This is a genomic window from uncultured Pseudomonas sp., from assembly GCF_943846705.1.
Taxonomy (GTDB): Bacteria; Pseudomonadota; Gammaproteobacteria; order Pseudomonadales; family Pseudomonadaceae; genus Aquipseudomonas.
In genome coordinates, this window is sequence record NZ_OX044366.1 from 1,643,151 (window position 1) to 1,669,608 (window position 26,458).

At 62.0% G+C, this 26,458-nt stretch carries 22 protein-coding genes and 1 riboswitch; of the genes, 11 read left to right on the plus strand and 11 right to left on the minus strand.

The features are described from left to right. Positions 1-79 precede the first annotated feature (79 nt). The 3 genes from ppnN to ahcY form a co-directional block, all read right to left on the minus strand. Positions 80-1,453, minus strand: coding sequence for a nucleotide 5'-monophosphate nucleosidase PpnN (gene ppnN, locus Q0V31_RS07780; protein WP_298186470.1), 1,374 nt, complete (start codon positions 1,451-1,453; stop codon positions 80-82). A 240-nt stretch (positions 1,454-1,693) separates the two neighbouring features. Further along, positions 1,694-2,539, minus strand: coding sequence for a methylenetetrahydrofolate reductase [NAD(P)H] (gene metF / locus Q0V31_RS07785; protein WP_298186472.1), 846 nt, complete (start codon positions 2,537-2,539; stop codon positions 1,694-1,696). A 103-nt stretch (positions 2,540-2,642) separates the two neighbouring features. Continuing rightward, positions 2,643-4,049, minus strand: a complete 1,407-nt coding sequence (gene ahcY / locus Q0V31_RS07790) for an adenosylhomocysteinase (RefSeq protein ID WP_298186475.1) — start codon at positions 4,047-4,049, stop codon at positions 2,643-2,645. 8 nt (positions 4,050-4,057) lie between these two features. Next, a riboswitch (S-adenosyl-L-homocysteine riboswitch) is annotated at positions 4,058-4,151 on the minus strand. Between the two features lie 141 nt (positions 4,152-4,292). On the opposite strand from ahcY, the gene Q0V31_RS07795 reads away from it, so the two are divergent. After that, positions 4,293-4,913: a TetR/AcrR family transcriptional regulator gene (locus Q0V31_RS07795; RefSeq protein ID WP_298186476.1), complete on the plus strand. Its 621-nt coding sequence runs from the start codon at positions 4,293-4,295 to the stop codon at positions 4,911-4,913. Between the two features lie 70 nt (positions 4,914-4,983). Here Q0V31_RS07795 and preA read toward each other — a convergent pair whose 3' ends face one another. The 3 genes from preA to hydA form a co-directional block, all read right to left on the minus strand. Further along, complete coding sequence (gene preA / locus Q0V31_RS07800; protein WP_298186479.1) at positions 4,984-6,258, minus strand: NAD-dependent dihydropyrimidine dehydrogenase subunit PreA; 1,275 nt, start codon at positions 6,256-6,258, stop codon at positions 4,984-4,986. Next, complete coding sequence (locus Q0V31_RS07805; protein WP_298186482.1) at positions 6,259-7,626, minus strand: NAD(P)-dependent oxidoreductase; 1,368 nt, start codon at positions 7,624-7,626, stop codon at positions 6,259-6,261. It abuts the gene before it with no gap. Positions 7,627-7,740: 114 nt separating this feature from the next. Next, positions 7,741-9,180: a dihydropyrimidinase gene (gene hydA, locus Q0V31_RS07810; RefSeq protein ID WP_298186485.1), complete on the minus strand. Its 1,440-nt coding sequence runs from the start codon at positions 9,178-9,180 to the stop codon at positions 7,741-7,743. Between the two features lie 634 nt (positions 9,181-9,814). On the opposite strand from hydA, the gene Q0V31_RS07815 reads away from it, so the two are divergent. From Q0V31_RS07815 to Q0V31_RS07830, 4 genes are all read left to right on the plus strand, one after another. Further along, complete coding sequence (locus Q0V31_RS07815) at positions 9,815-11,302, plus strand: NCS1 family nucleobase:cation symporter-1 (RefSeq protein ID WP_298186487.1); 1,488 nt, start codon at positions 9,815-9,817, stop codon at positions 11,300-11,302. Between the two features lie 91 nt (positions 11,303-11,393). Then, positions 11,394-12,677, plus strand: coding sequence for a Zn-dependent hydrolase (locus Q0V31_RS07820; RefSeq protein WP_298186489.1), 1,284 nt, complete (start codon positions 11,394-11,396; stop codon positions 12,675-12,677). Positions 12,678-12,774: 97 nt separating this feature from the next. Then, entirely contained in the window at positions 12,775-13,161 is a 387-nt protein-coding gene (locus Q0V31_RS07825; protein ID WP_298186492.1) for an MAPEG family protein, read from the plus strand. Between the two features lie 122 nt (positions 13,162-13,283). Then, positions 13,284-13,736, plus strand: a complete 453-nt coding sequence (locus tag Q0V31_RS07830; protein ID WP_298186494.1) for a cytochrome c — start codon at positions 13,284-13,286, stop codon at positions 13,734-13,736. Positions 13,737-13,802: 66 nt separating this feature from the next. On the opposite strand, the gene Q0V31_RS07835 is transcribed toward Q0V31_RS07830, so the two are convergent. The 5 genes from Q0V31_RS07835 to Q0V31_RS07855 all read right to left on the minus strand — a co-directional run bounded on the left by Q0V31_RS07835 (position 13,803) and on the right by Q0V31_RS07855 (position 19,210). Further along, a complete protein-coding gene (locus tag Q0V31_RS07835; RefSeq protein ID WP_298186497.1) occupies positions 13,803-14,192 on the minus strand; it encodes a DUF1090 domain-containing protein in 390 nt (129 codons plus the stop codon). A gap of 63 nt (positions 14,193-14,255) precedes the next feature. Further along, a complete protein-coding gene (gene ligB / locus Q0V31_RS07840) occupies positions 14,256-15,926 on the minus strand; it encodes an NAD-dependent DNA ligase LigB (RefSeq protein ID WP_298186500.1) in 1,671 nt (556 codons plus the stop codon). A gap of 107 nt (positions 15,927-16,033) precedes the next feature. Then, positions 16,034-17,224, minus strand: coding sequence for a methionine adenosyltransferase (gene metK, locus Q0V31_RS07845; protein ID WP_298186502.1), 1,191 nt, complete (start codon positions 17,222-17,224; stop codon positions 16,034-16,036). Beyond that, entirely contained in the window at positions 17,221-18,252 is a 1,032-nt protein-coding gene (locus tag Q0V31_RS07850; protein WP_298186507.1) for a metalloregulator ArsR/SmtB family transcription factor, read from the minus strand. The genes metK and Q0V31_RS07850 overlap by 4 nt, the downstream gene beginning before the upstream one ends. A gap of 46 nt (positions 18,253-18,298) precedes the next feature. Further along, positions 18,299-19,210, minus strand: coding sequence for a LysR family transcriptional regulator (locus Q0V31_RS07855; protein WP_298186509.1), 912 nt, complete (start codon positions 19,208-19,210; stop codon positions 18,299-18,301). A 110-nt stretch (positions 19,211-19,320) separates the two neighbouring features. Between Q0V31_RS07855 and Q0V31_RS07860 the strand changes: the two genes are divergently transcribed. The 6 genes from Q0V31_RS07860 (at position 19,321) to fba (ending at position 26,399) form a co-directional block, all read left to right on the plus strand. Then, on the plus strand, positions 19,321-20,445 hold the full coding sequence (locus Q0V31_RS07860; RefSeq protein ID WP_298186512.1) for a TDT family transporter: 1,125 nt from the start codon (positions 19,321-19,323) through the stop codon (positions 20,443-20,445). A gap of 136 nt (positions 20,446-20,581) precedes the next feature. Then, positions 20,582-22,582: a transketolase gene (gene tkt / locus Q0V31_RS07865; RefSeq protein ID WP_298186515.1), complete on the plus strand. Its 2,001-nt coding sequence runs from the start codon at positions 20,582-20,584 to the stop codon at positions 22,580-22,582. Between the two features lie 105 nt (positions 22,583-22,687). Next, the gene (gene epd / locus Q0V31_RS07870; RefSeq protein WP_298186518.1) at positions 22,688-23,743 is read left to right on the plus strand and encodes an erythrose-4-phosphate dehydrogenase; all 1,056 of its coding nucleotides are present in this window, start codon (positions 22,688-22,690) and stop codon (positions 23,741-23,743) included. A 4-nt stretch (positions 23,744-23,747) separates the two neighbouring features. Continuing rightward, on the plus strand, positions 23,748-24,911 hold the full coding sequence (locus tag Q0V31_RS07875) for a phosphoglycerate kinase (RefSeq protein WP_298186520.1): 1,164 nt from the start codon (positions 23,748-23,750) through the stop codon (positions 24,909-24,911). Beyond that, the gene (locus Q0V31_RS07880; protein WP_298186523.1) at positions 24,904-25,227 is read left to right on the plus strand and encodes an MliC family protein; all 324 of its coding nucleotides are present in this window, start codon (positions 24,904-24,906) and stop codon (positions 25,225-25,227) included. The genes Q0V31_RS07875 and Q0V31_RS07880 overlap by 8 nt, the downstream gene beginning before the upstream one ends. A gap of 107 nt (positions 25,228-25,334) precedes the next feature. After that, positions 25,335-26,399, plus strand: coding sequence for a class II fructose-bisphosphate aldolase (gene fba, locus Q0V31_RS07885; RefSeq protein WP_298186525.1), 1,065 nt, complete (start codon positions 25,335-25,337; stop codon positions 26,397-26,399). The last annotated feature ends 59 nt before the right edge of the window (positions 26,400-26,458 follow it).

Here is a 26,458-nt window from a genome sequence, read left to right on the forward strand (position 1 = left end):
GCGTTTTTCGGTTCAGCATGGGCAGCGCCTTGCCAGGGCTGCCCATGCTGAGCTATTGCGCAATCCGCTGGGCGGGCGGCTACTGGGTCAGCTGGTAGCAGGGTACATAGGCCGTGTTGCCTGGCAGCTTCATCCGGTGTTGGTCAACGAAGGACTGCAGCAGCTTATCGAGCTGGCGCATGATGTCGCGGTCGCCGGTGATTGTGTAAGGGCCATGTTGCTCAATCAGGCGGATGCCCTTGTCCTTGACGTTGCCCGCGACAATCCCGGAAAACGCTCGGCGCAGGTTGGCCGCCAGTTCGTGTGCAGGCTGCTCGCGCGACAGCTCGAGGCTGGCCATGTTGGCGTGCGTTGGCTCGAAGGGGTGCTGGAAGCTTTCGTCGATCTTCAGCAGCCAGTTGAAGTGGAACGCATCGTTATGTTCACGGCGGAACTGCCTGACTGCGGTGATTCCTTCGGCCATTTCCCGGGCGACCTGTGCCGGGTTGTTGATGATGATGCTGTAACGCTGCTGCGCGGCCTCACCCAGGGTCGCCCCGATAAACTCGTGCAACTGCTCAAAGTAGGCGGCAGCGCTGCTTGGCCCGGTCATGATCAGCGGGAACGGGATGTTCTGGTTATCTGGGTGCATGAGGATGCCGAGGAGATACAGCAGTTCCTCGGCCGTGCCGGCACCGCCGGGGAAAATGATGATGCCGTGGCCGACGCGTACGAAGGCTTCCAGGCGCTTCTCGATATCCGGCAGGATCACCAGCTCATTGACGATCGGGTTAGGTGCTTCGGCGGCGATGATGCCCGGCTCGGTGAGGCCGAGGTAGCGGCCATGCACGTTGCGCTGTTTGGCGTGGGAGATGGTCGCGCCTTTCATCGGCCCCTTCATCACGCCGGGGCCGCAGCCGGTGCAGATATCCAGCCCGCGCAGGCCCAGCTCGTGGCCGGTTTTCTTGGTGTACTTGTATTCTTCAGTGCTGATCGAGTGGCCACCCCAGCACACCACGATCTTCGGCTCGGCGCCGGCGCGCAGGGTGTGGGCGTTGCGCAGCAGGTGAAAGACGTAGTCGGTGATGCCTTGCGAGCTGTTGAAGTCGACCCGCTTGTTCTCCAGCTCGCTCTGCGTATAGACGATGTCGCGCAGGGCGCTGAACAGCATTTCACGGGTGCTGGCGATCATCTCGCCATCGACGAAGGCGTCGGCCGGGGCGTTGAACAGCTCCAGGCGGATGCCGCGGTCTTGTTGCAGGATGCGGATTTCGAAGTCCGGGTAGGCTTCCAGAATGGTCTTGGCGTTATCGCTGTGCGAACCGGTGTTGAGGATCGCCAGCGCGCACTGGCGGAACAGCGCATAGACGCCGCCGGAACCGGTTTCGCGCAGCTGCTGTACTTCGCGCTGCGAGAGGGTTTCCAGGCTGCCTTTGGGGGATACGGAGGCATTGATTGTTTTTCGTGCGGCCATTGCGGCGCTCCATGGTTGTGAACCGCCTAAGCCCTGCATGGCTAGACGCTTGCTGAAAGTAGGGTCGCGGCTGAATGCCTTGGCCTGTGCGTTGAGCGTGCCGTGCGTTGCAAAAGGCTACCGCGGTTTGCCGGGTGCGTGGGGAAAAGACTGCGGTGCAAGTAGGGTGGGGCATGCCCCAGGGCCGGAAAAGCCATCGGCACCCGCAAGACGCAGGCACCGATGCGACTGCCGTTCAGCTTAGCGTGGCAGCTTAAGGTTGTTCCAAATCGCCAGGCTCGGCTCGGCCTGGTTCATGCTGTAGAAGTGCAGGCCCGGTGCGCCGCCTTGCAGCAGGCGTTCGCACATTTCGCTAATGACCTGTTCGCCATAGGCCTGGATGCTGCCGGTGTCATCGCCGTAGGCTTCCAGTTGCTTGCGCACCCAGCGTGGAATCTCCGCACCGCAGGCGTCAGAGAAACGCGCCAGCTTGCTGTAGTTGGTGATCGGCATGATGCCCGGGACCACTGGGATGTCGACGCCGAGTTTCTGCACGCGCTCGACGAAGTAGAAGTAGCTGTCGGCGTTGAAGAAATACTGGGTGATCGCGCTGTCGGCACCGGCCTTGGCCTTGCGCACGAAGTTGGCGATATCGTCTTCGAAGTTGCGCGCTTGCGGGTGCATTTCTGGGTAGGCCGCAACTTCGATATGAAAGTGGTCGCCGGTTTCTTCACGGATGAACTCGACCAGGTCGCAGGCATAACGTAACTCGCCGCTGCTCATGCCCATGCCGGATGGCAGGTCGCCGCGCAGGGCGACAATGCGCTTGATCCCGGCGTTTTTGTACAGGCCGAGCAAGTCACGCAGCTCGGCTTTGCTGTCACCGACGCAGGACAGGTGCGGCGCGGTCGGCACTTTGATCTCGCCATCGAGTTGCAGCACGGTGTTCAGGGTGCGGTCACGGGTGGAGCCACCGGCACCGTAGGTGCAGGAGAAAAAATCTGGGTTGTAGGTCGCCAGCTGGCGCGCCACATTCATCAGCTTTTCGTGCCCGGCTTCGGTCTTGGTAGGGAAGAACTCGAAGCTGTAACGGCGTTCTTGAGACATAAGAAAATTCCGTAGGGCGGGTTAGCCGCAGGCGTAACCCTCCATAGGTTGATCGGGCCGGTGGGTTAAGCCGCTGCGCGACTAACCCACTCTACGCTTGTGCTTAGTAGCGGTAAGCGTGTGGCTTGAACGGGCCTTCCTGTGGCACGCCGATGTACTCGGCTTGCTTAGTGGTCAGCTGCGTCACCACGCCGCCGAAGCCTTTGACCATTTCCAGGGCCACTTCTTCGTCGAGTTTCTTCGGCAGCACTTCCACCGTCAGGCGCTCGGCCTTCTGCGCTGGGCTCAGGTCGGCGTACTTCTGACCGAACAGGAAGATCTGCGCCAGCACCTGGTTGGCGAACGAGCCGTCCATGATGCGGCTCGGGTGGCCCGTAGCGTTGCCCAGGTTTACCAGGCGGCCTTCCGACAGCAGGATCAGGTAGTCATCGTTCTGTGCGTCGAAGCTGCCGCTGCCGGTGCGATGAACCTTGTGTACCTGCGGCTTAACCTCTTCCCATGCCCAGTTCTTGCGCATGAAAGCGGTGTCGATTTCGTTGTCGAAGTGGCCGATGTTGCACACCACCGCGCGCTTTTTCAGCGCCTTGAGCATGTTCGCATCGCACACGTTGTAGTTGCCGGTGGTGGTCACGATCAGGTCGATCTTGCCCAGCAGCTGCGCGTCAACACTGGCTTCGGTGCCGTCGTTGATGCCGTCTTTGTAAGCCGAGACCAGCTCGAAACCGTCCATGCAGGCCTGCATGGCGCAGATCGGGTCAACTTCGGTGACCTTGACGATCATGCCTTCCTGACGCAGCGACTGGGCCGAGCCCTTGCCTACGTCACCGTAGCCAATCACCAGCGCTTGCTTGCCGGACAGCAGGTGGTCGGTGCCGCGCTTGATCGCGTCGCTCAGGCTGTGACGGCAGCCGTACTTGTTGTCGTTCTTGCTCTTGGTCACCGAGTCGTTGACGTTGATGGCCGGAATTTTCAGTTCGCCCTTGGCCAGCATGTCCAGCAGGCGGTGCACGCCGGTGGTGGTTTCTTCGGTAACGCCGTGGATGCGCTCAAGCATCTGCGGGTATTTCTTGTGCAGGATCTCGGTCAGGTCGCCGCCGTCGTCGAGGATCATGTTGGCGTCCCATGGCTGGCCATCCTTGAGGATGGTCTGCTCGATGCACCACTCGTACTCTTCTTCAGTCTCGCCCTTCCAGGCGAAGACCGGGATACCGGCGGCGGCGATGGCGGCAGCGGCCTGGTCCTGCGTCGAGAAGATGTTGCACGACGACCAGCGTACTTCGGCACCCAGTGCGGTCAGGGTTTCGATCAGCACGGCGGTCTGGATGGTCATGTGGATGCAGCCGATGATCTTCGCGCCTTTCAGCGGCTGCTCGCCAGCGTATTTGCGGCGCAGACCCATCAGGGCAGGCATTTCCGATTCGGCGATGATGGTTTCGCGGCGGCCCCAGGCAGCCAGGGACATATCGGCGACTTTGTAATCGTTAAAAGCGGCGCTCATAAAGCACTCCATTCGTTGTCTGCGAATGGGCGCCGTTGATGCGTATGGTTAACGCCCCATCCGAGCCTGACAAATCTCTACTAGGCAGAGTTTGCTGCAGCGCCCCTCGGACAGGTGGCGGGAGCGGCCGGAGCTGTGCCGGTCGCGTGAAACGGAGGCGATTATAGCGAGGCTGACGATTTAGCCCAAGGCTTTCCGTCGCTCCGGTTTAGTGTGGGTGGTAGCCTTGCTGCCTTGTGAAGTTAAGGACCTGCCATGGGCAATCACAAAATCGAGATTCGCCGGCGCAACGTCGAGAAGATCCTGCTGGCTGCGGAAAAAGTCTTCGCCGAGAAAGGCCATGGTGGCACCGCCATGGGCGACATCGCCGAAGAGGCCGAGCTGCCACGCTCCAACCTGCACTACTACTTCAGCACCAAAGACGAGTTGTACCGTGCGGTGCTGCTTGACCTGCTTGAGGTGTGGAAGCAGGACGCGCTGTGCTTCGAGATGTATGACGACCCGCGGGTGGTGCTCAGTACCTATATCCGCGCCAAGATGAACCACTCGCGCAGCCGCCCGCACGGCTCCAAGGTCTGGGCCAACGAGATCATCCATGGTGCGCCGATGCTCGGCGCCACCCTCGACGACAGCCTCTACACCTGGGCCAAGATGAAAGAAGCGAAGATCCGCCAGTGGGTCGAAGACAAGCGCATCCTGGCCGTCGAGCCCTCGGCCCTGCTCTATATGATCTGGGCCTCAACCCAGCACTACGCCGATTTCAGCCATCAGGTCAGTGTGCTTAACGATCACCAGACGCTGTCCGAGCGCCAGTTCGAGCGCGCGGTGCAGACCGTGACCAGTGTGATACTGCGCGGGATTGGGCTGGAGCCCTGATCGTGACTTGTCGCGCCCCTCCCACGAATTGCACACGATCCGTGGGAGGGGCTTTAGCCGCAAGAGTCAATCAACTGGCCACGCGATACGGATTGCGCGGGTCGTGGTTCCAGTCGAGAAACGGCTTGCCGGTGTCCTGAGTCACCATCTCGATGCAGTCCTCTACCGGGCAGGTGATCTGACACAGGTTGCAGCCCACGCATTCATCGTCGATTACCTCGTACTTATGCGTCCCGTCGGCCTGGGGCAGGCTGGCGATGGCTTGGTGCGAGGTGTCTTCGCAGGCGATATGGCAGCGGCCGCAGCCGATGCAGGCGTCCTGATCGATCTTGGCGATCACCTGGTAGTTGATGTCCAGGTACTTCCAGTCGGTGGTGTTGCCCACCGCACGGCCGGAGAAGTCTGCGAGGCTGGTGTAGCCCTGGCTGTCCATCCAGCGCGACAGGCCGTCTGTCATCTCCTCGACGATGCGAAAACCGTGCAGCATGGCGGCTGTACACACCTGCACCGCGCCGCAACCGAGGGCGACGAACTCCGCCGCGTCGCGCCAGCTGCCGATACCGCCGATGCCGCAAATCGGTAAGCCTTGGGTCTCCGGGTCGCGGGCAATCTCAGCGACCATGTTCAGCGCGATGGGTTTAACCGCCGAGCCGCAATAACCGCCGTGGGTGCTTTGGTTGCCGACGATGGGGTGGGCGACCATCCGCTCCAGATCGACGCTGGTGATCGAGTTGATGGTGTTGATCAGTGACACCGCATCGGCGCCGCCGCGATGGGCGGCGCGGGCAGACAGGCGCACGTCGGTGATGTTCGGCGTCAGTTTGACGATCACCGGCAACGAGCTGTAGGTCTTGCACCAGCGGGTGACCATTTCCACGTATTCCGGCACCTGGCCGACCGCCGCGCCCATGCCGCGCTCGGGCATGCCGTGGGGGCAGCCGAAGTTCAGCTCGATGCCGTCGCAGCCGGTGGCTTCCACCAGCGGCAGGATGGTTTTCCAGGATTCTTCGACGCACGGCACCATCAGTGACACGATCAGCGCGCGGTCTGGCCAGTCCTTCTTTACCTGGGTGATTTCACGCAGGTTGATCTCCAGCGAGCGGTCGGTGATCAGCTCAATGTTGTTGATGCCCTGTACCTGGCGGTTGGGGCCAAAGTGCGCCGAGTAGCGCGACGATACGTTGACCGCTGCCGGGTCTTCGCCGAGGGTCTTCCAGACCACGCCGCCCCAGCCGGCTTCGAAGGCGCGGACCACGTTGTAGGCCTTGTCGGTGGGCGGCGCACTGGCCAGCCAGAACGGGTTAGGTGCCTTAATACCGGCGAATTCGATGGATAGATCGGCCATTTATGCGGCCTCCACAGTGAGCATCAGGTGAGAGTGGATGGCCTCGGCGGCCAGCTTGCCGTGTTGCACGGCTTGTACGGTGAGGTCCTGGCCCTGGGCGGTGCAGTCGCCGCCGGCGTAGATGCCGGGCACGCTGGTCTGCAGTTGCGCATCAACCCAGATGCGTTCGCCCTCGCGTTTCAATTCATGGGCCAGCGGGTCACTCAGGGCTTGGCCGTCAAAGGCCTGGCCGATGGCGCTGAAGATGGCGTCGGCGGCCAGCTCGAAGGTCTGCCCGGTGCTGTGCAAACGGCCATCTTCCAGGCGGGTGCGGGCGAAGCGCATGCCGCGCACTTGGCCTTGCTCATCGAGCAGCACGTCTTGTGGTTGTGCCCAGGTCAGCAGGCGTACCTGGTTAGCCTTGGCAATCTCCTGCTCGTGTTCGGTGGCGCCCATCTCCTCAAAACCACGGCGATAAACCAGGTTGACGTCGCGAGCGCCGAGCTTGCTCATTTGTACCGCCATGTCGATGGCGGTATTGCCAGCGCCGAGGACGATGCAGCGGTCGGCCACCGGCAGCTGGCTGAGGTCATCGCTTTGGCGTAGCTCGCGGATATAGTCGGTGGCGGCGAGCAGGCCCGGCGCGTCTTCGTGTGGCAAACCGAGGCACTTGCTGGCGGCCAGGCCGATGCCGAGGAACACCGCGTCGAACTGCTGGTGCAGCTCGCTCAGGCTGAGGTCGTCACCGAGTTTGTGCCCGTGACGGATCTCGATGCCGCCAATCTGCAGGAGAAATTCCACCTCGCGCTGGGCGAAGTCGTCCACCAGCTTGTAGGCGGCGATGCCGTATTCGTTGAGGCCGCCGGCTTTCTCGCGGGCCTCGAAAATCACTACATCGTGACCGTGCATTGCCAGGCGATGGGCGCAGGACAAACCCGCCGGCCCTGCGCCGACCACGGCGATACGCTTGCCGCTGAGTGGCGCGCGCTGGAAGGGGTGTTCGCTGAACTGCGCGTTGTCGATGGCGTAGCGCTGCAGCAGGCCGATCAGCACCGGCGCGCACTCTTGCGCGTTATTCCGCACGCAGGCCTGCTGGCACAGGACTTCGGTCGGGCAAACGCGAGCGCAGCTGCCGCCAAGGATATTCGCCGAGAGGATTTTCTCGGCCGCGCCCTGAACGTTTTCATGGCTGATATTGCGGATAAACGAGGGGATGTCGATCTCACTGGGGCAGGCGTTGATGCACGGCGCGTCGTAGCAATACAGGCAGCGGGCGCTTTCCAGAGCAGCTTGGCGAGCATTCAGCGGCGGGGCCAGATCGCTGAAGCGATCGGCCAATTCGGCTGCGTCGGCATCCGCGCGTGGCAAATGGCTAAGGGTGTCTATCACGGTTATTGCCTCACGGTTTTGTGGCTTTTATTGGGCAGTTAACAGCTGATAAGCCGCCGCCCGGCCTCTACGGGCCGGTGTGGCGAAGTAATGTGTAGCGCCGGTGTGCGCGGCTTAACGCTCGACGGCCGTCGGTCGATTCCGCTCGGCGCGCTTGCTCAGCAAGTCGAACACCGCCGGGTATGGTGGGCGCTCGACATAGCGACCGGCGCTGCGTTCGGCGCGCAGGTCACCGTCAACCCAGACCAACTTGCCCTGGCTGATGGTGTGGCTGGGGATGCCGCGCACGGTCTTGCCTTCGAAGATGTTGAAGTCGACCTGTTGGTGATGCGTCTTCGCCGAAATGGTGCGCGTGCCCTGCGGGTCCCAGAGCACCAAGTCGGCGTCGGCGCCGACGCGCAGTGCGCCCTTACGCGGGAACAGATTGAAGATCTTTGCCGTGTTGGTGCTGGTCAGCGCGACGAAGTCGTTGATCGACAGCTTGCCGCTGTTCACTCCTTCATCCCACAGCACGGCCATGCGGTCTTCGATGCCGGCGGTGCCGTTGGGGATCTTGCTGAAGTCATCCCGGCCGGCGGCTTTTTGCTCGGCGCAGAAGCAGCAATGGTCGGTGGCGGTGGTGTGCAGGTTGCCCGACTGCAGGCCACGCCACAGCGCGGCTTGATGCGCTTTGGGGCGGAACGGCGGGCTCATCACATAACCGGCAGCGGTCTGCCAATCCGGGTGACGGTAGACGCTGTCATCCAGCAACAGATGCCCGGCCAATACTTCGCCGTACACCGGCTGGCCCTTGGCGCGGGCGTAGGTGATTTCATCCAGCGCTTCCTGGGTGGAAACATGCACCAGGTACAGCGGCGTACCCAGGGTTTCGGCAATCCGAATGGCGCGGCTGGCCGCTTCACCTTCGACCTGCGAGGGGCGTGACAGTGGGTGCGCTTCCGGCCCGGTCATGCCCTGGGCCAGGAGTTTTTGTTGCAGGTGATAGACCAGCTCGCCGTTTTCCGCGTGCACCGTGGGCACTGCGCCCAGTTGCAGGCAGCGCTCGAAGCTGGCGACCAGGGTGTCATCCGCGGCCATGATGGCGTTCTTGTAGGCCATAAAGTGCTTGAAGCTGTTGACCCCGAACTTGGCCACCAGCTCGCCCATTTCGGCGGCGACTTGCTCGCTCCACCAGGTGATGGCGACATGGAAGCCATAGTCAGCGGCGGACTTTTCCGCCCAGCCGCGCCAGGTGTGGAAGGCTTCGAGCAGCGATTGCTGCGGGTTGGGAATGACGAAGTCGATGATTGAGGTGGTGCCGCCCGCCAAGCCGGCGGCGGTGCCGCTGAAGAAGTCTTCACTGGCCACGGTGCCCATGAAGGGCAGTTGCATATGGGTGTGCGGGTCGATGCCGCCGGGCATCAGGTACTGGCCGCTGCCATCGAGTACCTGGCAGCCGGCGGGGGCGTCGAGGTTGTCGCCAATGGCCTGGATCAGGCCGCCAACACAGAGAACATCGGCGCGGTAGCTTTCCTCATGAGTGACCAGCGTGGCACCACGGATCAACAGCGACATAGCGAACTCCTTTCAGGCTGACCGGTGCGTGCCGGTTCTTGGTGTTATGGCCTGTCAGAAGGGCGGTTTTTATTCCTGCCACTGCTGACAGGAATTGAATCTAGTCGCTGTTTTGCGATTGGGCAAGAATATTTATTGCGATCAATTTATTCGTATAAGTTATTGAAAATAAACGTAAAAATATTAATTACACATAATGGTGCAGGCCCTCACCATTTTGACTCACTTGACAAGAACCAAATATGAACAAGATTTCCTATGCAAAATCAGGCGTTTGAGCGGGTTGGTGGAGAGACTGCGACAAACGAAAAATTATTGGCCTGCACCACTTTGAATCCTGACTAGTTAGACAGGCTGGTTGGGCCGAGCTGGAAAGTGCCTGTAAGACGTTGAGAGAAAAGCCTGATTTTTTATAAAGCCTATAAAAATCATCTGTTTATAAAGGTTTTATCGAGGCAGTAGATGAGCCAGCAGGTTCTCGGCACGCTTATTGATGGCCCTCGCTATCGAGCTGGCCGGCCCTGAGGTGGAAGAGTACTCCGGCCATCGTGAGCGGCCGATTGGTGGTGTAAACACTGCCAGGCGGCTGGTCATCCCGATGTGCGAATAATCAGAACAATCACTGGAGAGGCCCATGCAACAGAGCAGATCACAAGTGACTGAACGCGATGGCTTGTACGAACTGGCCGCTGGCCCCGACGTACTCGACAGCCCGCGCTATAACCACGACATCGCCCCCACTCAGGTGCACGAGCGCACCTGGAACAAGTGGCACATCACCGCACTGTGGGTCGGCATGTCGATCTGCGTGCCGACCTACACCCTGGGCGGCGTGCTGACCGCCTACTTCGGTCTATCGGTCAGCGAGGCACTGCTGGCCATCCTGTTTGCCAACATCATCGTACTGATCCCGCTGACACTGAATGCCTTCCCCGGCACCAAGTACGGCATACCGTTTCCGGTGTTATTGCGCTCTTCATTTGGGGTGATCGGTTCCAACGTGCCCTGCTTGATACGCGCCGTGGTGGCCTGCGGCTGGTTTGGTATTCAGACCATGTTCGGCGGCCTGGCCATTCACCTGCTGCTCGGTTCGATCTTCGAGGGCTGGAAAAGCCTGGGCGGTACCGGTGAGGTGATCGGCTTTATGATCTTCTGGACCCTCAATTTGTGGGTGGTGCTGCGCGGGGCCGAGTCGATCAAGTGGCTGGAAACCCTCTCAGCACCGCTGCTGGTGCTGGTCGGTGCCGGTCTGCTGGTGTGGGCGTTGCCCAATGTGTCGATGAGCGAACTGCTGGCGCAGCCGGCGAACCGTCCGGAGGGCGCCAGCGTGACCAGTTACTTTCTCGCTGGGCTGACGGCGATGGTCGGTTTCTGGGCCACCCTGTCGTTAAACATTCCTGACTTCAGCCGCTACGCCAAGAGCCAGAAGGACCAGATCATCGGCCAGGTCATTGGTTTGCCGTTGACCATGTTCCTCTTCGCCGCCCTCGGTGTGGTCATGACGGCGGCTTCGGCCTCGCTGGTCGGTGAGACCGTATCCGACCCGGTCACGCTGATCGGGCATATCCAGAGCCCCGGCTGGGTTGCCCTGGCCATGGCGCTGATTATCGTCGCCACGCTGTCGACCAACACCGCCGCGAACATCGTCTCGCCGACCAATGATTTCCAGAACATCGCGCCCAAGCTGATCAACCGCACCAAGGCGGTGATGCTGACCGGGCTGATTGGACTGGGATTGATGGGTCACGAGCTGCTGAAAAAGCTCGGCCTGCTGGTCTCTGACCTCAGCCTGGAAAGCGTCTACTCCAACTGGCTGCTGGGTTACTCCAGCCTGCTCGGGCCGATTGCCGGGATCATGGTGGTGGATTATTTCCTGATCAAAAAGCAGCGCCTCGACCTGGCTGGTCTGTACCGCGACGACGTCTATCCGGCATGGAACTGGATCGGCTTTGCCGCCTTTGCGGTGCCAGTGGCGCTCACCCTGTTGTCGCTCGGCAGTAACGCCTTCAGCTGGTTTTATGACTACGGCTGGTTTACCGGCTCCTTCCTTGGCGGCCTGATCTATTTCGCCTTGTGCAGCTTGCGTAGCGCGCAGCCTGTGGCGGCCAAAGCCCCGGTTTGACGGATAAACAGCGCGGGCTTGCCCGCGACGTGATTCAGCAGGCGCGCTCCTGCGGTGAGTGCGTAACAGATGACAAGTAGAGGAGTTGAGCATGAACACGGCCACTGAGGTTTTGCAATCCAGCCGCCCGCACGTCAACGGCGAGCGCCTGTGGCAATCGCTGATGGAGTTGGCGCAGCTTGGCGCCACGGTTAAAGGCGGGGTCTGCCGGCTGGCGCTGACCGATCTCGATCGACAGGCCCGCGACCTGTTCGTGCGCTGGTGCGAGGATGCCGGCTGCACGGTAAGCGTGGATGGCGTAGGCAACATCTTTGCCCGCCGGCCTGGGCGCAATAATGCACTGCCACCGGTCATGACCGGCAGCCATATCGATACCCAGCCCACCGGCGGCAAGTTTGACGGCTGCTTCGGCGTGCTGGCTGGCGTCGAGGTGCTGCGCACCCTGAATGATTTGGATGTGCAAACGGAAGCGCCGCTGGAAGTGGTGGTGTGGACCAACGAAGAGGGCTCGCGTTTTGCCCCGTGCATGATGGGCTCCGGGGTCTTCGCTGAGAAATTCACCCTGGAAGAAACCCTGGCCAAGCGCGATGCCGAGGGTGTCAGTGTCGGCGAAGCATTGAACGCCATCGGTTACGCCGGCACGCGCGCTGTGACGGGGCACGCGGTGGGTGCTTACTTTGAGGCGCATATCGAGCAGGGGCCGATTCTCGAAGATCAGGGCAAAACCATCGGTGTGGTACTCGGTGCCCTTGGGCAGAAGTGGTTCGACCTCAACCTCAAGGGTGTTGAAGCGCATGCCGGCCCCACGCCGATGCACCTGCGCAAAGACGCGCTGGTCGGCGCGGCGGCTGTAGTGGCGGCAGTCAACCGGGTGGCCCTGGAGCACCAGCCGCATGCGTGCGGCACGGTGGGTTGCCTGCAGGCTTATCCAGGCTCGCGCAATGTGATTCCCGGTGAGGTACGTATGACCCTGGATTTTCGCCATCTGGAACCGGCGCGCCTGGACTCGATGATTGCCGAGGTGCGAGAGGTGATCGAGGTTACATGTGCCAAGCACGGTTTGAGCTTCGAGATGACGCCGACGGCGGATTTCCCGCCGCTGTATTTCAACCAAGGCTGCGTCGAGGCGGTGCGTGGTGCGGCGGCCGGGCTGGGCTTGACACATATGGATATCGTCAGCGGCGCCGGGCATGACGCGATCTTTCTTGCCGAGCTGGGGCCGGCCGGGATGATTTTTGTGCCGTGCGAAGGCGGGATCAGCCATAACGAAATCGAGAATGCGGCGCCAGCCGACTTGGCTGCCGGTTGCGCGGTGTTGCTGCGCGCCATGCTCGCGGCCTCGGTAGCGCTGGCCAAGGAGAAACAGGCGGCATGATTGGCTGAATTGCCGTCGTATTGTGAGCGCGAGTCATGGACGCCGCTAAGGTTGCAGGCCAAGCTTCGGCTTCTTTGTCCTGACCTTAGGTGTTGCCATGACCGTTGCTTACTGGTGTGTGTTGATTGCGCTGTTTTTGCCTTACGTGTCGGCCGTGACGGCCAAGGCCGTTAGCGGCGGGTTCAGCCCTAAGCACAACCACGATCCGCGTGCGCTGCTGGATAACCTCAGCGGTATTGGCCGGCGCGCCAACAATGCCCAGCTCAACAGCTTCGAGGTGACCCCGGCGTTTTCCGCTGCGGTGATCATTGCTCACCTGGCTGGCGGAGCCGAGCAGGCGCTGATCGATCAGTTGGCGATGGCGTTTATTGTCAGCCGCCTCCTCTATCTCGTTTGCTACCTGGCGGACTGGGCTCCTGTGCGTTCGCTGATGTGGTTCGTCAACATGGGGCTGATTATCAGCCTGTTCGTGGTTGCGGCTTAAGCCTGCTGGCGTTCGCCTGTACGGCTGTTGTCAGCTGCGGCAAAACACCACGCTTGGCCACTGGGCGGCGGGTGGCGATACTGTCAGCCGTTATCCACCCGGTTGTTGGCCATGAAGGTGTTATGAAGTTTAAAACCCTGTCCCTGATTTTATTGCTGCTGGCTGTGAGTGGTTGCGGCGGTGTTGACCCCAACTCGCCAGAAGGCCAGCGGCAGAGCATTTTTAAGCAGATGCTCAAGGTCAGCGAAAACCTTGGCGGCATGTTGCGTGGGCGGGTTGCGTTCAAGGAAGCAGCGTTTGTTGCCGGGGCGGCCGAGCTCGACCAACTGACGCGCAAGCCTTGGCAGCACTTTCCGCAGGTGCGCGAAGAGGAGAGTGGCGAAACCCGTGCCAAAGATGATGTCTGGCAGCGCCAGGCGCGTTTTCAGGAATTGGCGCGGGCGATGGAGGCCAGCACGGCGGCGCTGGTAGTGGCGACCCATGCTCAACCCCTCACGCCTGAGGCGCTGACGGCACCGGTGCAGCGGGTCGAAGACAGCTGCAAGGCGTGCCATGAAGAGTTCCGCGCGTTCTAAGCAACAGTCCTAAAGGCGCTGCGCGTCAGCGCTATTGAGTTAAAGCTGCACAGTTAGCGGCTTTAGCTATTGGCCGAGCGCATCGCGGGCTTGCTGCAGTTTCGCGCGCGAGGCCTGCAATTTGTCCTGGCGCTTGTTGATGTCGTCCTGGTCGCCATCGGCCAGCGCTTCGCGTAAATCCTTCTCGCGCTCGTCAACGTCCTCGATGGCGTTGACCACCTTGGCTTCGCGCTCTGCGCGCAGGTCGGCATCGTTGCAATTATCGTCCACTGCCTTCAGGGCTTTCTCCAGACCGGCTTGCTGATTGCTATTGCCGTGGCGTTTGGCGATGTCGAGTTGTTCGCTGATGGCTTGGCGTTTACCGGCGCAGCCGCTGAGTGGCTGCGTTGCGCTTGTGGCCGCGTAGGCCAGTGCGCTGGTCAGTAGCAGGGCGCTTACTAACAGGGGTTTGCGCATGATCATTTCTCTTATATTGGTGTGTGCAGTCGACCGCAGTGGCTGGGTAAAGTTTATTGGCGTTTAAAAGCCGGCGATCTGCGCGTCGCGTAATTGCGCGCGCAAGGCCTGTACTTCCGGGTGTTGGAAAAACGCCTGCAGCTGCGCCGCCCGTTTGGGGCCGATGCCAGGTTGGCGTTGCCAGTCGGCGCGACTGCGTAGCGCCAGGGTGTCCCAGTCGGCATCCAGTTTTACCTGGCTCGGTACACCTATTGCGCGCAGCCAGCGGTGCTGTGGGCGTTCGCGGGCCAGGTCGAAGCTCTGTCGCAGGCTGGCGGCGCTGCGCGGGCCGAGGCCGGGCACGCGACTGAGCTGCTCGGTCGAGAGCTGCAGCCAGTCGCTGAGGCTATGGACCTGTTGCGCGCGCAACAGCTTCTCCCAAGTGCCGGGGCCCACACCCGGTAAGGCCAGCCCCTGTTTGCCGCTGAGCCACGCCAGGCGCGCGCGGAACTGGCTGGCGCAGGCGGCGGAGAGGCGCCAGCAGCTAAGGGGGTGGTAAACCGTGGCATCTGGCACGTGCAGCTCGGCGCGTTGTTGCGTGCGCCAGAGCACGCGGTCCAAGGTGGGAATGGTTAGCCCGGAGAGGCGGATCACCACCTGGTCGCCGGGGCGAATGTCCAAGGCCCGCCAACGATGTAGCGAGCCAGCACTGACATATTCGATGCGCCGGTCGTCCAATATAACTGGCTGCACGCGCAACACCGGGGTGATGCGTCCGCTGCGGCCGATACGAAAATCCACGGCCTGCACGACGGCGACTGTCTGGCTGGCCGGGTACTTCCAGGCCACTGCCCAATGCGGTGGCTCGGCTTGCCAGCGTGCGGCAGACGGGCGCTGGCCCTGGCGCAGCACCACGCCATCGCTGGCGAAGGGCAGGGCGCTGTTGTACCAGCGCTCGCGCCACTGGACGGCTTCGCGGGGCGTGCGAATGGGCTGGCTAAAGCGCTGGCTGTCGGCAAAGCCCAGTGCGCCGAGTTGCTCTAAGCGGTCTTGCATCTGCTCCGGGCCGTCGGGCCAGTCCCAGACAAACAGCCCGATGCCCGCAGCCTCCTCAGCCGTTAGCGCTTGCCGGGCCAGCAGTCCGGCGACCTTGCTACGCGCACCGAGGCTGCCGGCTCGGTGCTGAATATGCCCTGGCAGCCGCCAATACAGCTCGCCTTGCAGTATCACGTCCAGCGGCCGCGGCAGTTGTGCGGGGATGGCCGGCAGCTGGCGCGCCACGGCAGTCCAGTCTTGGCCGCTGCGGCCATCGCCGCGACTGATCAGTTGCTGCAGCCGACCCTGGCGATACACCAGGCTCACGGCAACGCCGTCGACCTTTGGCTGAATCCACAGGTCTTTGCGCTGAGCGATCCAGCGGGCGGCGGCGCGTTGGTCCGCCAGCTTGCGCAGCCCGGTTTGTGCCACGGGGTGGCGCAGTGGCCCGCTACTGGTGCTCAGTGGGTTCCCGGGGGGCGGGCTGGCAGTGGCGAAGCAGCTGCGCCAGTGCTGCAGGGTGGCGCTGGCTTGGTCATAAAGCTCGTCAGCGACCGGGCTTTGTCCCTGGCGATGGTAGGCGTCGTCCCAGGCTCTGAGTTGCTGGGCCAGTGCGCTGATTTCCAGTGCGGCGCGTGGCGCGGGCCAGTCCGGGCAGGCGGCCCATAACGGGTTGCTGAGTAGCAGGAGGCCGGCGATCAGCGCTTTCATCATGAGCATCCTTGCTCGGCGGGTGACCATTCAAGGCTAGTCGTTTTTAGCCCTGTGGGTTGAAACGCGCGCAATAAAAAGCCCCGCACCAGGCGGGGCTTTTGCTGCTGCGAGGGTTACAGGCCGGCAGCCGCGCGTAACTCGGCGGCTTTGTCGGTTTGTTCCCAGGTGAAGGTGGTGAAGGTGTCGTCGCCGACCGTCTTCTGCGCAGGGGTGCGACCGAAGTGACCGTAGGCGGCGGTTTCCTGGTACATCGGGTGCAGCAGGTCGAGCATCTTGGTGATGGCGTACGGGCGCAGGTCGAAGAGCTCGCGCACCAGCTTGATGATCAGCTCTTCAGCCACCTTGTTGGTGCCAAAGGTGTTCAGCGAGATTGAGGTTGGCTGGGCCACGCCGATGGCGTAGGACACCTGGATTTCGCAGCGCTCGGCCAGGCCAGCAGCGACGATGTTCTTCGCCACGTAACGACCGGCGTAAGCGGCTGAACGGTCAACCTTGGACGGGTCCTTGCCGGAGAACGCCCCGCCACCGTGACGGGCCATGCCGCCGTAGGAGTCGACGATGATCTTACGGCCGGTCAGGCCGCAGTCGCCCACCGGGCCACCGATAACGAAGTTACCGGTCGGGTTGATGTGGAACTGGGTGCCCTTGTGCAGCAGTTCAGCCGGCAAGGTGTGCTTGATGATCAGTTCCATCACCGCTTCACGCAGGTCGGGCAGCGAGACATCCGGGTTGTGCTGGGTCGACAGCACCACGGCGTCGATGCCGACCACTTTGCCGCCGTCGTAACGGCAGGTGACCTGGGATTTGGCATCCGGGCGCAGCCACGGCAGCAGGCCGGACTTGCGTGCTTCGGCCTGGCGCTCAACCAAGCGGTGGCTGAACACGATCGGTGCGGGCATCAGCACGTCGGTTTCGTTGCTGGCGTAGCCAAACATCAGGCCCTGGTCGCCGGCACCCTGGTCTTCCGGCTTGGCTCGGTCAACACCCTGGTTAATGTCCGGGGACTGCTTGCCAATGATGTTGATGATGCCGCAGGTGTTGCCGTCGAAGCCGACGTCGGAGCTGGTGTAGCCGATGTCGCAGATCACCTTGCGGGTGATTTCTTCCAGGTCGACCCAGGCGCTGGTGGTGACTTCGCCGGAGACGATGGCCACACCGGTCTTAACCATGGTTTCACAGGCGACGCGGGCGTGTTTGTCCTGGGTGATGATGGCGTCGAGCACGGCATCGGAAATCTGGTCGGCGATCTTGTCGGGATGGCCTTCGGAGACGGACTCGGAGGTAAAGAGGGAGTATTCGCTCATCGTTCGGGTTCCTGTGAGTGATCGATAGTTGCAGCCCGTGGGCCATAAGGTAGTGAAGGTTTGGCGAAGTGCCGTACCTGAATTTGGAAGCCGTTGCGCAAGCCCACATACAGGCTTTCGCAGGTGTTTAGCTCGGCGGCGCTGGCCCAGCGCGCCAGGTCGTCTTGTTCGAAGCCCAGCCACAGGTCGCCACAGGCATCGCGGGCCCAGCTCTGGTTGTGACTGCACAGCTCGGTGATCAATAGGCTACCGCCTGGCTTAACGCGCTGAGCCAGCTGTTTGAGCGCCTCGGCCGGGGCCGCAAAATGGTGCAAGACCATGTTCAGTACCAGGCAATCGGCCGCCGGGTAATCGTCGTGCAGGGCGTCGGCCAGTTGCAGCTGAACATTATTCAAGCCCTCTTCGGCGCAGCGCAGGCGGGCCAGTTCGAGCATCGCCGCGCTGTTATCCAGTGCCAGTACATGCTCAAAACGCCGCGCCAACTCCGGCAGAAAGCCACCGTCGCCGGGGCCAACTTCCACCGCGCAGGCGTTGGCGGCAAACCCCAGGGAGTCGAGCAGGGCCAGCACGCTGTCACGGTATTGCGGCAGGCCGGCGATCAGGTCCTGCTGCGCCTGGAAGCTGGCCGCGCTGCGGCTGAAGAACGCCTGACTGGCGGCGGCACGCTGGCTGTGTACTGCGCCAATGCGCTGCTGCACCTCGGCCGGTAACGGTAAACGGTCGACTTCATCCAGCAGTGCCGCGTGCAACAGGCTGCCGAGCTGTTCACTCTGTGCCAAGGCGCGCCGGTAGAAAATCGCATTGCCCTCACGGCGGGTGGCCACCAACTCGGCTTGCGCCAGCACCTTGAGGTGGTGGCTGATGCCGGATTGGCCGGTGGCGAATATCTGCGCCAGCTCCAGCACGCCGAACGAGTTGTTGGCCAGCGCGCGCAGGATGTTCAGGCGCAGCGCATCGCCGCTGGCCTTGCACAGGGCGGCGAGGGCGTCGACTGGCTCAAAGGCCAAATGGGAGGCACGCATATTCATAGGAGGGGCAGTCTAATCGGTCATTTTTTATCCAGCAAGGCCAATATCAAAAAGTTTTGATATTGGCCTTGCTGGTGTTCAGAGCATCATGCACCTGATTTAACAGTGCATCCGCCGCAGGGCTCAGGCTGTGTTCGCGCTGCCAGACCGCATGCAGGTCGCGGCTGATACTCAGGCCGCTGACGGCCAGGCAGCATAATTGACCGCTGCGCAGCTCCTCTTGCACTGCCAGTTCCGAGATCCAGGCGATGGCCTGCCCGTTCAGCAGGCTGCGCTTGAGTGCCTCGCTGTTGCCCAGCGCCATGGCAATACATGGTTCCAGGCCGAGTGCCTGGTAGGCCTGTTCCAGGGTGGTGCGGGTGCCGGATCCCTGTTCGCGGATCAGCAGTGGCGTGGCGACCAGCTCTGCCGGGCTCAGCTGGCTGCGGCCCGCGAGCGGGTGCTGTGGGCTGGCCACGGGTAGCAGGGCGTCAGCGCCAAGCAGGCGGTGGCTGAACTGCTCGCGGTCAAACGGGCCTTCGATAAACGCCAGGGTGATTTCATTGCGTTCGAGTTGCCGCAAGCTGTCGGCGGTATTGCCGATCAGCAGGCTCAGTTGCAACTGCGGGTGCTGCTGGTGAAAACCGGCGATCAGGCCTGGCAGCAGGTAGCTGCCCAGCGTGGCGCTGGCGCCCAGTGCCAGCTCGCCACAGCTGAGGTTGGCGAAAGCGTGCAGGTCGCGCTCGGCGGCTTGTTCCAAGGCAAAGATGCGCTCGGCGTAAGGCAGTAACCGCTGGCCGGCGGCGGTCGGGCTGACGCCGCGACTCTGGCGATCAAACAGGCGCAAGTTTAGGCGCGCTTCCAGCTCGCGGATTTCCCTAGTCACCGCCGGCTGGCTGATAAACAAGCGTGCCGCACCGGCGCTGATGCTGCCGGTTTCGGCGATGGCGAGAAACACCTTGAGGTGATGTAGATTCATAAATAAAAGGCATGCCTCGTATCTTCTATATGTATTTCACCTATAGCACAGCCTCTCCTAACCTTGCAGGCATAGACCGCCACAGCCGGTCGTTTGTGAGGAATGCCGTGATGCTTCGTCCTTTTACTCGTTTGCATGAACCGCTGGCGTTCGTGCGTCAGTTCACCCCCAACTGGTTTGCCATGACCATGGGCACCGGCGTGTTGGCCCAGGTAGTGGCCAAGCTGCCCTTGTCGTTCACCGGGCAGTTGTGGCTGGCCGAAGGCCTATGGCTGCTGACGCTGCTACTGTTTGGGCTGTTCAGCCTGCTGTTTGTCGCGCGCTTGCTGCTGTTTCGCGACACCCTGTGGCCGATGCTGGATCATCCGGTGCAGTCGATGTTCCTGGGCGCGATTCCCATGGGGCTGGTGCAGGTGATCAACGGCATGCTGCTGTTTGCCGAACCGGTGTATGGCGCGCCAGTGGTGCAACTGGCGCACGGCCTTTGGTGGCTGGCCTTGGCCTTGGCGTTGGGGGCTGCGCTGGGTGTGCCTTACCTGATGTTTACCCGGCAAAAGCATGTGCTGGAGACCCTGACAGGCGTCTGGTTACTGCCGATAGTGGCACCTGAGGTGGTCGCTAGTGGTGCTGCGCCGCTGGCCCCACATCTGCCGGCCGAGTCGGCGCAATTACTGCTGAGTCTCGGTTATATGTTGTGGGGCTTGTCCCTGAGTTTGGCGTTTGCCCTGATCGCCCTGGTGCTGCTGCGCCTGGCCCTGCATAAATTGCCGGACATGGATTTCGCCGCCAGCAGCTGGTTGCCGCTGGGGCCGTTGGCTACCGGGTGCTTGGGCCTGGTCAGCCTGGGACAAGCCGCGCCACAGGCCTGGCAGGGTACGGCCTTGCAGGGCGCAGCAGAAATGGCGCAGCAGCTGGGTCTGGTCGGCGGGCTGGCACTCTGGGGGGCCGGGTTCTGGTGGTTGGTGGCGGCCAGTATGTTTACTCAGCATTACCTGCGCCGGGAGTTGCCGTTCAACCTGGGCTGCTGGGGATTCACCTTCCCGCTAGGGGTGTTTACCCTCGCTACCTTTGCCTTGCAGCAGTTAACCGGGTTGGCGTTTTTCACCTGGGTTGGGCTGCTGCTGGCCGGCTTGTTAGCGCTCATATGGATGTGGGTGATGCGTCACACTCTGAGAGGTCTCTGGCATGGCGAGCTGTTCAAAGCACCGTGCCTGGTTGTGGCGAAGACGGTTTAAGGCGGTTAACCAAGGGTCTATTGCCGATTGTCTGGGTTTAACGACCATCTGTGATTGCCCCATGGCCCCCGCTGGGCGAAAATGGCCGCCTTTTTCGACCCCCAGTTGCCCAAGCAGCCCCGTAGGAGATTCAGTGATGCCCAGCCGTCGTGAGCGAGCCAATGCCATTCGTGCCCTGAGCATGGATGCCGTGCAGAAAGCCAACAGCGGCCACCCAGGTGCCCCGATGGGCATGGCGGATATCGCCGAAGTACTGTGGCGCGACTTCCTCAAGCACAACCCGAGCAACCCGAAATTCGCCGACCGTGACCGCTTCGTGCTGTCCAATGGTCATGGCTCGATGCTGATCTATTCGTTGCTGCACCTGACCGGCTACGACCTCGGTATTGAAGACCTGAAGAACTTCCGCCAGCTGCACAGCCGCACCCCGGGTCACCCGGAGTTCGGTTACACCCCGGGCGTGGAAACCACCACCGGCCCGCTCGGTCAGGGCATTGCCAACGCGGTCGGCTTTGCCATTGCCGAGAAGGTGCTGGGCGCGCAGTTCAACCGTGACGGCCACCAGATCGTTGACCACTTCACCTACGCCTTCCTCGGCGACGGTTGCATGATGGAAGGCATCAGCCATGAAGTCTGCTCCCTGGCCGGCACCTTGGGCCTGGGCAAGCTGGTGGCCTTTTATGATGACAACGGCATCTCCATCGACGGCGAAGTCGAAGGCTGGTTCACCGATGACACCCCGGCGCGCTTTGAAGCCTACGGCTGGCAGGTGATCCGCAATGTCGACGGCCATGACGCCGACGAAATCAAGATGGCCATCGAGACCGCGCGTAAAACCGATGACCGTCCGACGCTGATCTGCTGCAAAACCACCATCGGCTTCGGTTCGCCAAACAAAGGCGGCAAGGAAGATTGCCACGGTGCGCCGCTGGGCCTCGAAGAAATCGCCCTGACCCGCGCCACTCTGGGCTGGAACCACGGCCCGTTTGAAATCCCGGCTGATATCTACGCCGAGTGGGACGCCAAGCAAGCCGGTGCCGCCGCCGAAGCTGAGTGGGACCAGCGCTTTGCTGCCTACGCTGCCGCCTTCCCCGAGCTGGCCAGCGAGTTCAAGCGCCGTGTCGCCGGTGAGCTGCCAGCCGACTTCGCCGAGAAGACCGCTGCCTATATCCAGGAAGTCGCCGCCAAAGGCGAAACCATCGCCAGCCGCAAGGCCAGCCAGAACACCCTCAACGCATTTGGTCCGTTGCTGCCGGAGTTCCTCGGTGGCTCGGCTGACCTCGCCGGCTCCAACCTGACCCTGTGGAAAGGCTGCAAGGGTGTCTCGGCTGCCGACGCGTCCGGCAACTACATGTTCTACGGTGTACGTGAATTCGGCATGAGCGCGATCATGAACGGCGTGGCTCTGCACGGCGGCTTCGTGCCGTACGGCGCAACCTTCCTGATCTTTATGGAGTACGCCCGTAACGCCGTGCGTATGGCTTCGTTGATGAAGCAGCGCGTGCTGTTTGTGTTCACCCACGACTCCATCGGTCTCGGTGAAGACGGCCCGACCCACCAGCCGATCGAGCAGCTGGCCAGCCTGCGTGGCACGCCGAACCTCGACACCTGGCGCCCCTGCGACGCCGTGGAATCGGCGGTGGCCTGGAAGTACGCGATTGAGCGCAACGACGGCCCGAGCGCGCTGATCTTCAGCCGGCAGAACCTGCCGCACCAGAACCGCGACGCCCAGCAACTGAGCGATGTTGCCCGTGGTGGTTATGTGCTGAAAGACTGCGCCGGCGAGCCGGAGCTGATCCTGATCTCCACCGGTTCGGAAATCGGTTTGGCCGTAGCCGCTTTTGAGAAACTGACTGCCGAAGGCCGTCAGGTGCGTGTGGTGTCGATGCCGTCGACCAGCGTGTTCGACCAGCAGGATGCCGGCTACAAGCAGGCCGTATTGCCGGTGCAGGTTGGCGCGCGTATCGCCATCGAAGCCTCGCATGCGGACTACTGGTACAAGTACGTCGGTCTGGAAGGTCGCATCATCGGCATGACCACCTTCGGTGAGTCGGCTCCGGCCCCGGCGCTGTTCGAGGAGTTCGGCTTCACCGTCGAAAACATCCTGGAAACTGCCGCCGAGCTGCTGGACGCCTAACCGGCTGTAGGATGGGTTGAGCGCAGCGATACCCATCAACGTTCATGGTGGGTTACACCGTTCGCGGCTAACCCACCCTACGCCTGCTCCACCACTGAGATCGCCATGTCCAAGCGCCCCTATCGAATTGCCCTCAACGGCTACGGCCGGATCGGCCGCTGCGTGCTGCGTGCGCTGCATGAGCGCGGTGCGGGTGCGCAGCTGGAAATCGTTGCCCTGAATGACTTGGCTGATCAGGCCAGTATTGAATACCTGACCCGCTTTGACTCCACCCACGGCCGTTTCCCCGGCGAAGTGCGGGTCGACGGTGATTGCCTGCATATCAATGGCGACAGCGTGAAAGTGCTGCGTCAGGCGACGCCTGAAGGGGTTGACTGGGCCGCGCTGGATATCGACCTGCTGCTGGAGTGCTCTGGCCAGTACACCACGCGTGCCGACGCCCAACGCTTTATCAATGCCGGTGCGCCACGGGTGCTGTTGTCGCAACCGATGGCCGGCGAAGCGGATATCGACGCTACCGTGGTATTCGGGGTCAATCAGGCCAACCTGAGCGGTCGCGAGCGCCTGGTATCCAATGCCTCCTGCACCACCAATTGCGGCGTGCCGTTGCTCAAGTTGCTGAATGAGACGGTGGGCATCGAGTACGTGTCGATCACCACCATTCACTCGGCGATGAATGATCAACCGGTGATCGACGCCTATCACCACGAAGACCTGCGCCGCACCCGTTCGGCTTTTCAATCGGTGATTCCGGTGTCCACTGGCCTGGCCCGTGGTATCGAACGCTTGCTGCCAGAACTTAGCGGGCGGATTCAGGCCAAAGCCATCCGCGTGCCGACGGTGAACGTCTCGTGTCTGGACATCACCCTGCAAACCGCCCGCGATACCTCGGCGGCCGAGATCAACGCGGTGTTGCGTCAGGCGGCCGAGGCCGGCCCGCTGAAAGGGCTGCTGGCCTACACCGAGTTGCCGCATGCCAGCTGTGATTTCAACCATGACCCGCATTCGGCGATTGTTGACGGCAGCCAGACGCGCGTCTCCGGGCCGCGACTGGTCAACCTGCTGGCCTGGTTCGACAACGAGTGGGGCTTTGCCAACCGCATGCTTGATGTGGCCGAGCATTTTCTTTCTATGACTAATTCTGTTGCTGTGAAGGACTGATCCTATGACCGTTCTGAAGATGACCGACCTCGACCTCGCCGGTAAGCGCGTGCTGATCCGCGAAGACCTCAACGTGCCGGTAAAAGACGGCGTAGTGAAGAGCGACGCGCGCATCCTCGCCTCCTTGCCGACCATCAAGCTGGCGCTGGAGAAGGGCGCGGCGGTGATGGTTTGCTCGCACCTGGGGCGCCCGACTGAAGGCGAGTTCAGCGCCGAGAACAGCCTGGCGCCTGTGGCCGCCTACCTGAGCAAGGCGCTCGGTCGTGACGTGCCATTGGTGGCTGACTACCTGGGCGGCGTTGAGCTGAAAGCCGGCGAGATCGTGCTGTTCGAGAACGTGCGCTTTAACAAGGGCGAGAAGAAGAACGCCGACGAACTGGCCCAGCAATACGCCGCACTGTGCGACGTGTTTGTCATGGACGCCTTCGGCACCGCACACCGTGCCGAGGGTTCGACCCATGGCGTGGCCAAGTTCGCCAAAGTCGCCTGTGCCGGCCCATTGCTGGCCGCCGAGCTGGATGCGCTGGGCAAGGCGCTGGGCAACCCGGCCAAGCCGATGGCGGCGATCGTTGCCGGCTCCAAGGTGTCGACCAAGCTCGACGTGCTCAACAGCCTGAGCCAGATCTGCGACCAGCTGATCGTCGGTGGCGGCATCGCCAATACCTTCCTCGCGGCTGCTGGCTTCCCGGTTGGTAAATCGCTGTATGAAGCTGATCTGGTTGAGACGGCCAAGGCCATCGCCGCCAAGGTCAGCGTGCCGTTGCCGGTTGACGTGGTAGTCGCTAAAGCCTTTGCCGAAGACGCCGAAGCCACCGTCAAACTGGTCGCCGATGTGGCGGAAGACGACATGATTCTGGATATCGGCCCGCAGACCGCTGCGCAGTTCGCCGAATTGCTGAAATCGTCGAAAACCATTCTGTGGAACGGCCCGGTTGGCGTATTCGAATTCGACCAGTTCGGCAACGGCACCAAGGTACTGGCCCAGGCCATTGCCGAAAGTCCGGCGTTCTCCATCGCTGGCGGTGGTGACACCCTGGCGGCCATTGACAAGTACGGCATTGGCGCGCAGATCAGCTATATCTCCACCGGTGGTGGTGCCTTCCTTGAGTTCGTCGAAGGCAAGGTGCTGCCGGCAGTTGCAGTGTTGGAACAGCGCGCCAATGATTAAGCCAATCAGCCTGCTGGCCTTGTTCAGCTTGCTTGGCGCATGCGCCAGCCAGCCGACTCCGTCGGAGACTTGGACGCGCTGGGTGTGCGACAGCCAGGCCGAAGTGCTGTGGCGCTTCGTTGACAGCAGCGGCGAGTCCGTTGATGTACGCCTCAATGGCGGCGATCACGTCTATCACCTGACCCAGCAAGTATCTGGTTCGGGTGCACTGTACAGCGATGGTGTGCTGTCCTTTCATACCAAGGCTGAGGAAGGGCTGGTCTACTGGACCGCCAGCGATAACCTGATCGGCCGTGGCTGCAAAGCGCCCGAGTAGCGATTTGAATACAGGCCAGGCTTACCCCTGATCTGAATGACTTGAATAGCGCCTGCCCCTGCGGCAGGCTTGCACGATTAACGAGCCCCACCGGGAGAAAGAACACCATGGCACTTATCAGCATGCGCCAGATGCTCGACCACGCCGCCGAATTCGGCTACGGCGTGCCGGCCTTCAACGTCAACAACCTCGAGCAGATGCGCGCGATCATGGAAGCGGCTGACAAGACCGATTCCCCGGTGATCGTCCAGGCCTCCGCCGGTGCGCGTAAATACGCCGGTGCACCGTTTTTGCGTCACCTGATCCTCGCGGCTATCGAAGAGTTTCCGCATATCCCGGTGTGCATGCACCAGGATCACGGCACCAGCCCGGATGTTTGCCAGCGCTCGATCCAGCTGGGCTTTAGCTCGGTGATGATGGACGGCTCGCTGAAAGAAGACGGCAAAACCCCCGCCGACTACGACTATAACGTCCGTGTGACCCAGCAGACCGTTGCCTTCGCCCACGCCTGCGGTGTGTCGGTGGAAGGTGAGCTGGGTTGCCTGGGCAGCCTGGAAACCGGCATGGCCGGCGAAGAAGACGGCGTTGGCGCGGAAGGCGTGCTCGATCACAGCCAGATGCTCACCGACCCGGAAGAAGCTGCCGACTTCGTCAAGCAGACTCAGGTCGACGCCCTGGCTATCGCCATCGGTACCAGCCACGGCGCGTACAAGTTCACCAAGCCGCCTACCGGCGACATTCTGGCCATCGACCGCATCAAGGCGATCCACGCGCGCATCCCCAACACCCACCTGGTGATGCATGGCTCTTCTTCGGTACCGCAAGAGTGGCTGGCGATCATCAACCAGTACGGCGGCGACATCAAAGAAACCTACGGCGTGCCGGTTGAAGAAATCGTCGAAGGCATCAAGCACGGCGTGCGTAAGGTCAACATCGACACCGACCTGCGCCTGGCGTCCACCGGTGCCATGCGCCGCATGATGGCCGAGCACCCGAGCGAGTTCGACCCGCGCAAATTCTTCGCCGCCACCGTAACCGCCATGCGCGACATCTGTATCGCCCGTTACGAAGCTTTCGGCACTGCCGGCAATGCCTCGAAGATCAAGCCGATGAACCTGGAAACCATGTTCCAGCGCTACGCCAAGGGTGAGCTGGCCGCCAAGGTCAACTAAGCCTGTTGCTGTACTGAAAGCCCCGCCGATGCGGGGCTTTTTGCTATGTGGGGCGCGCT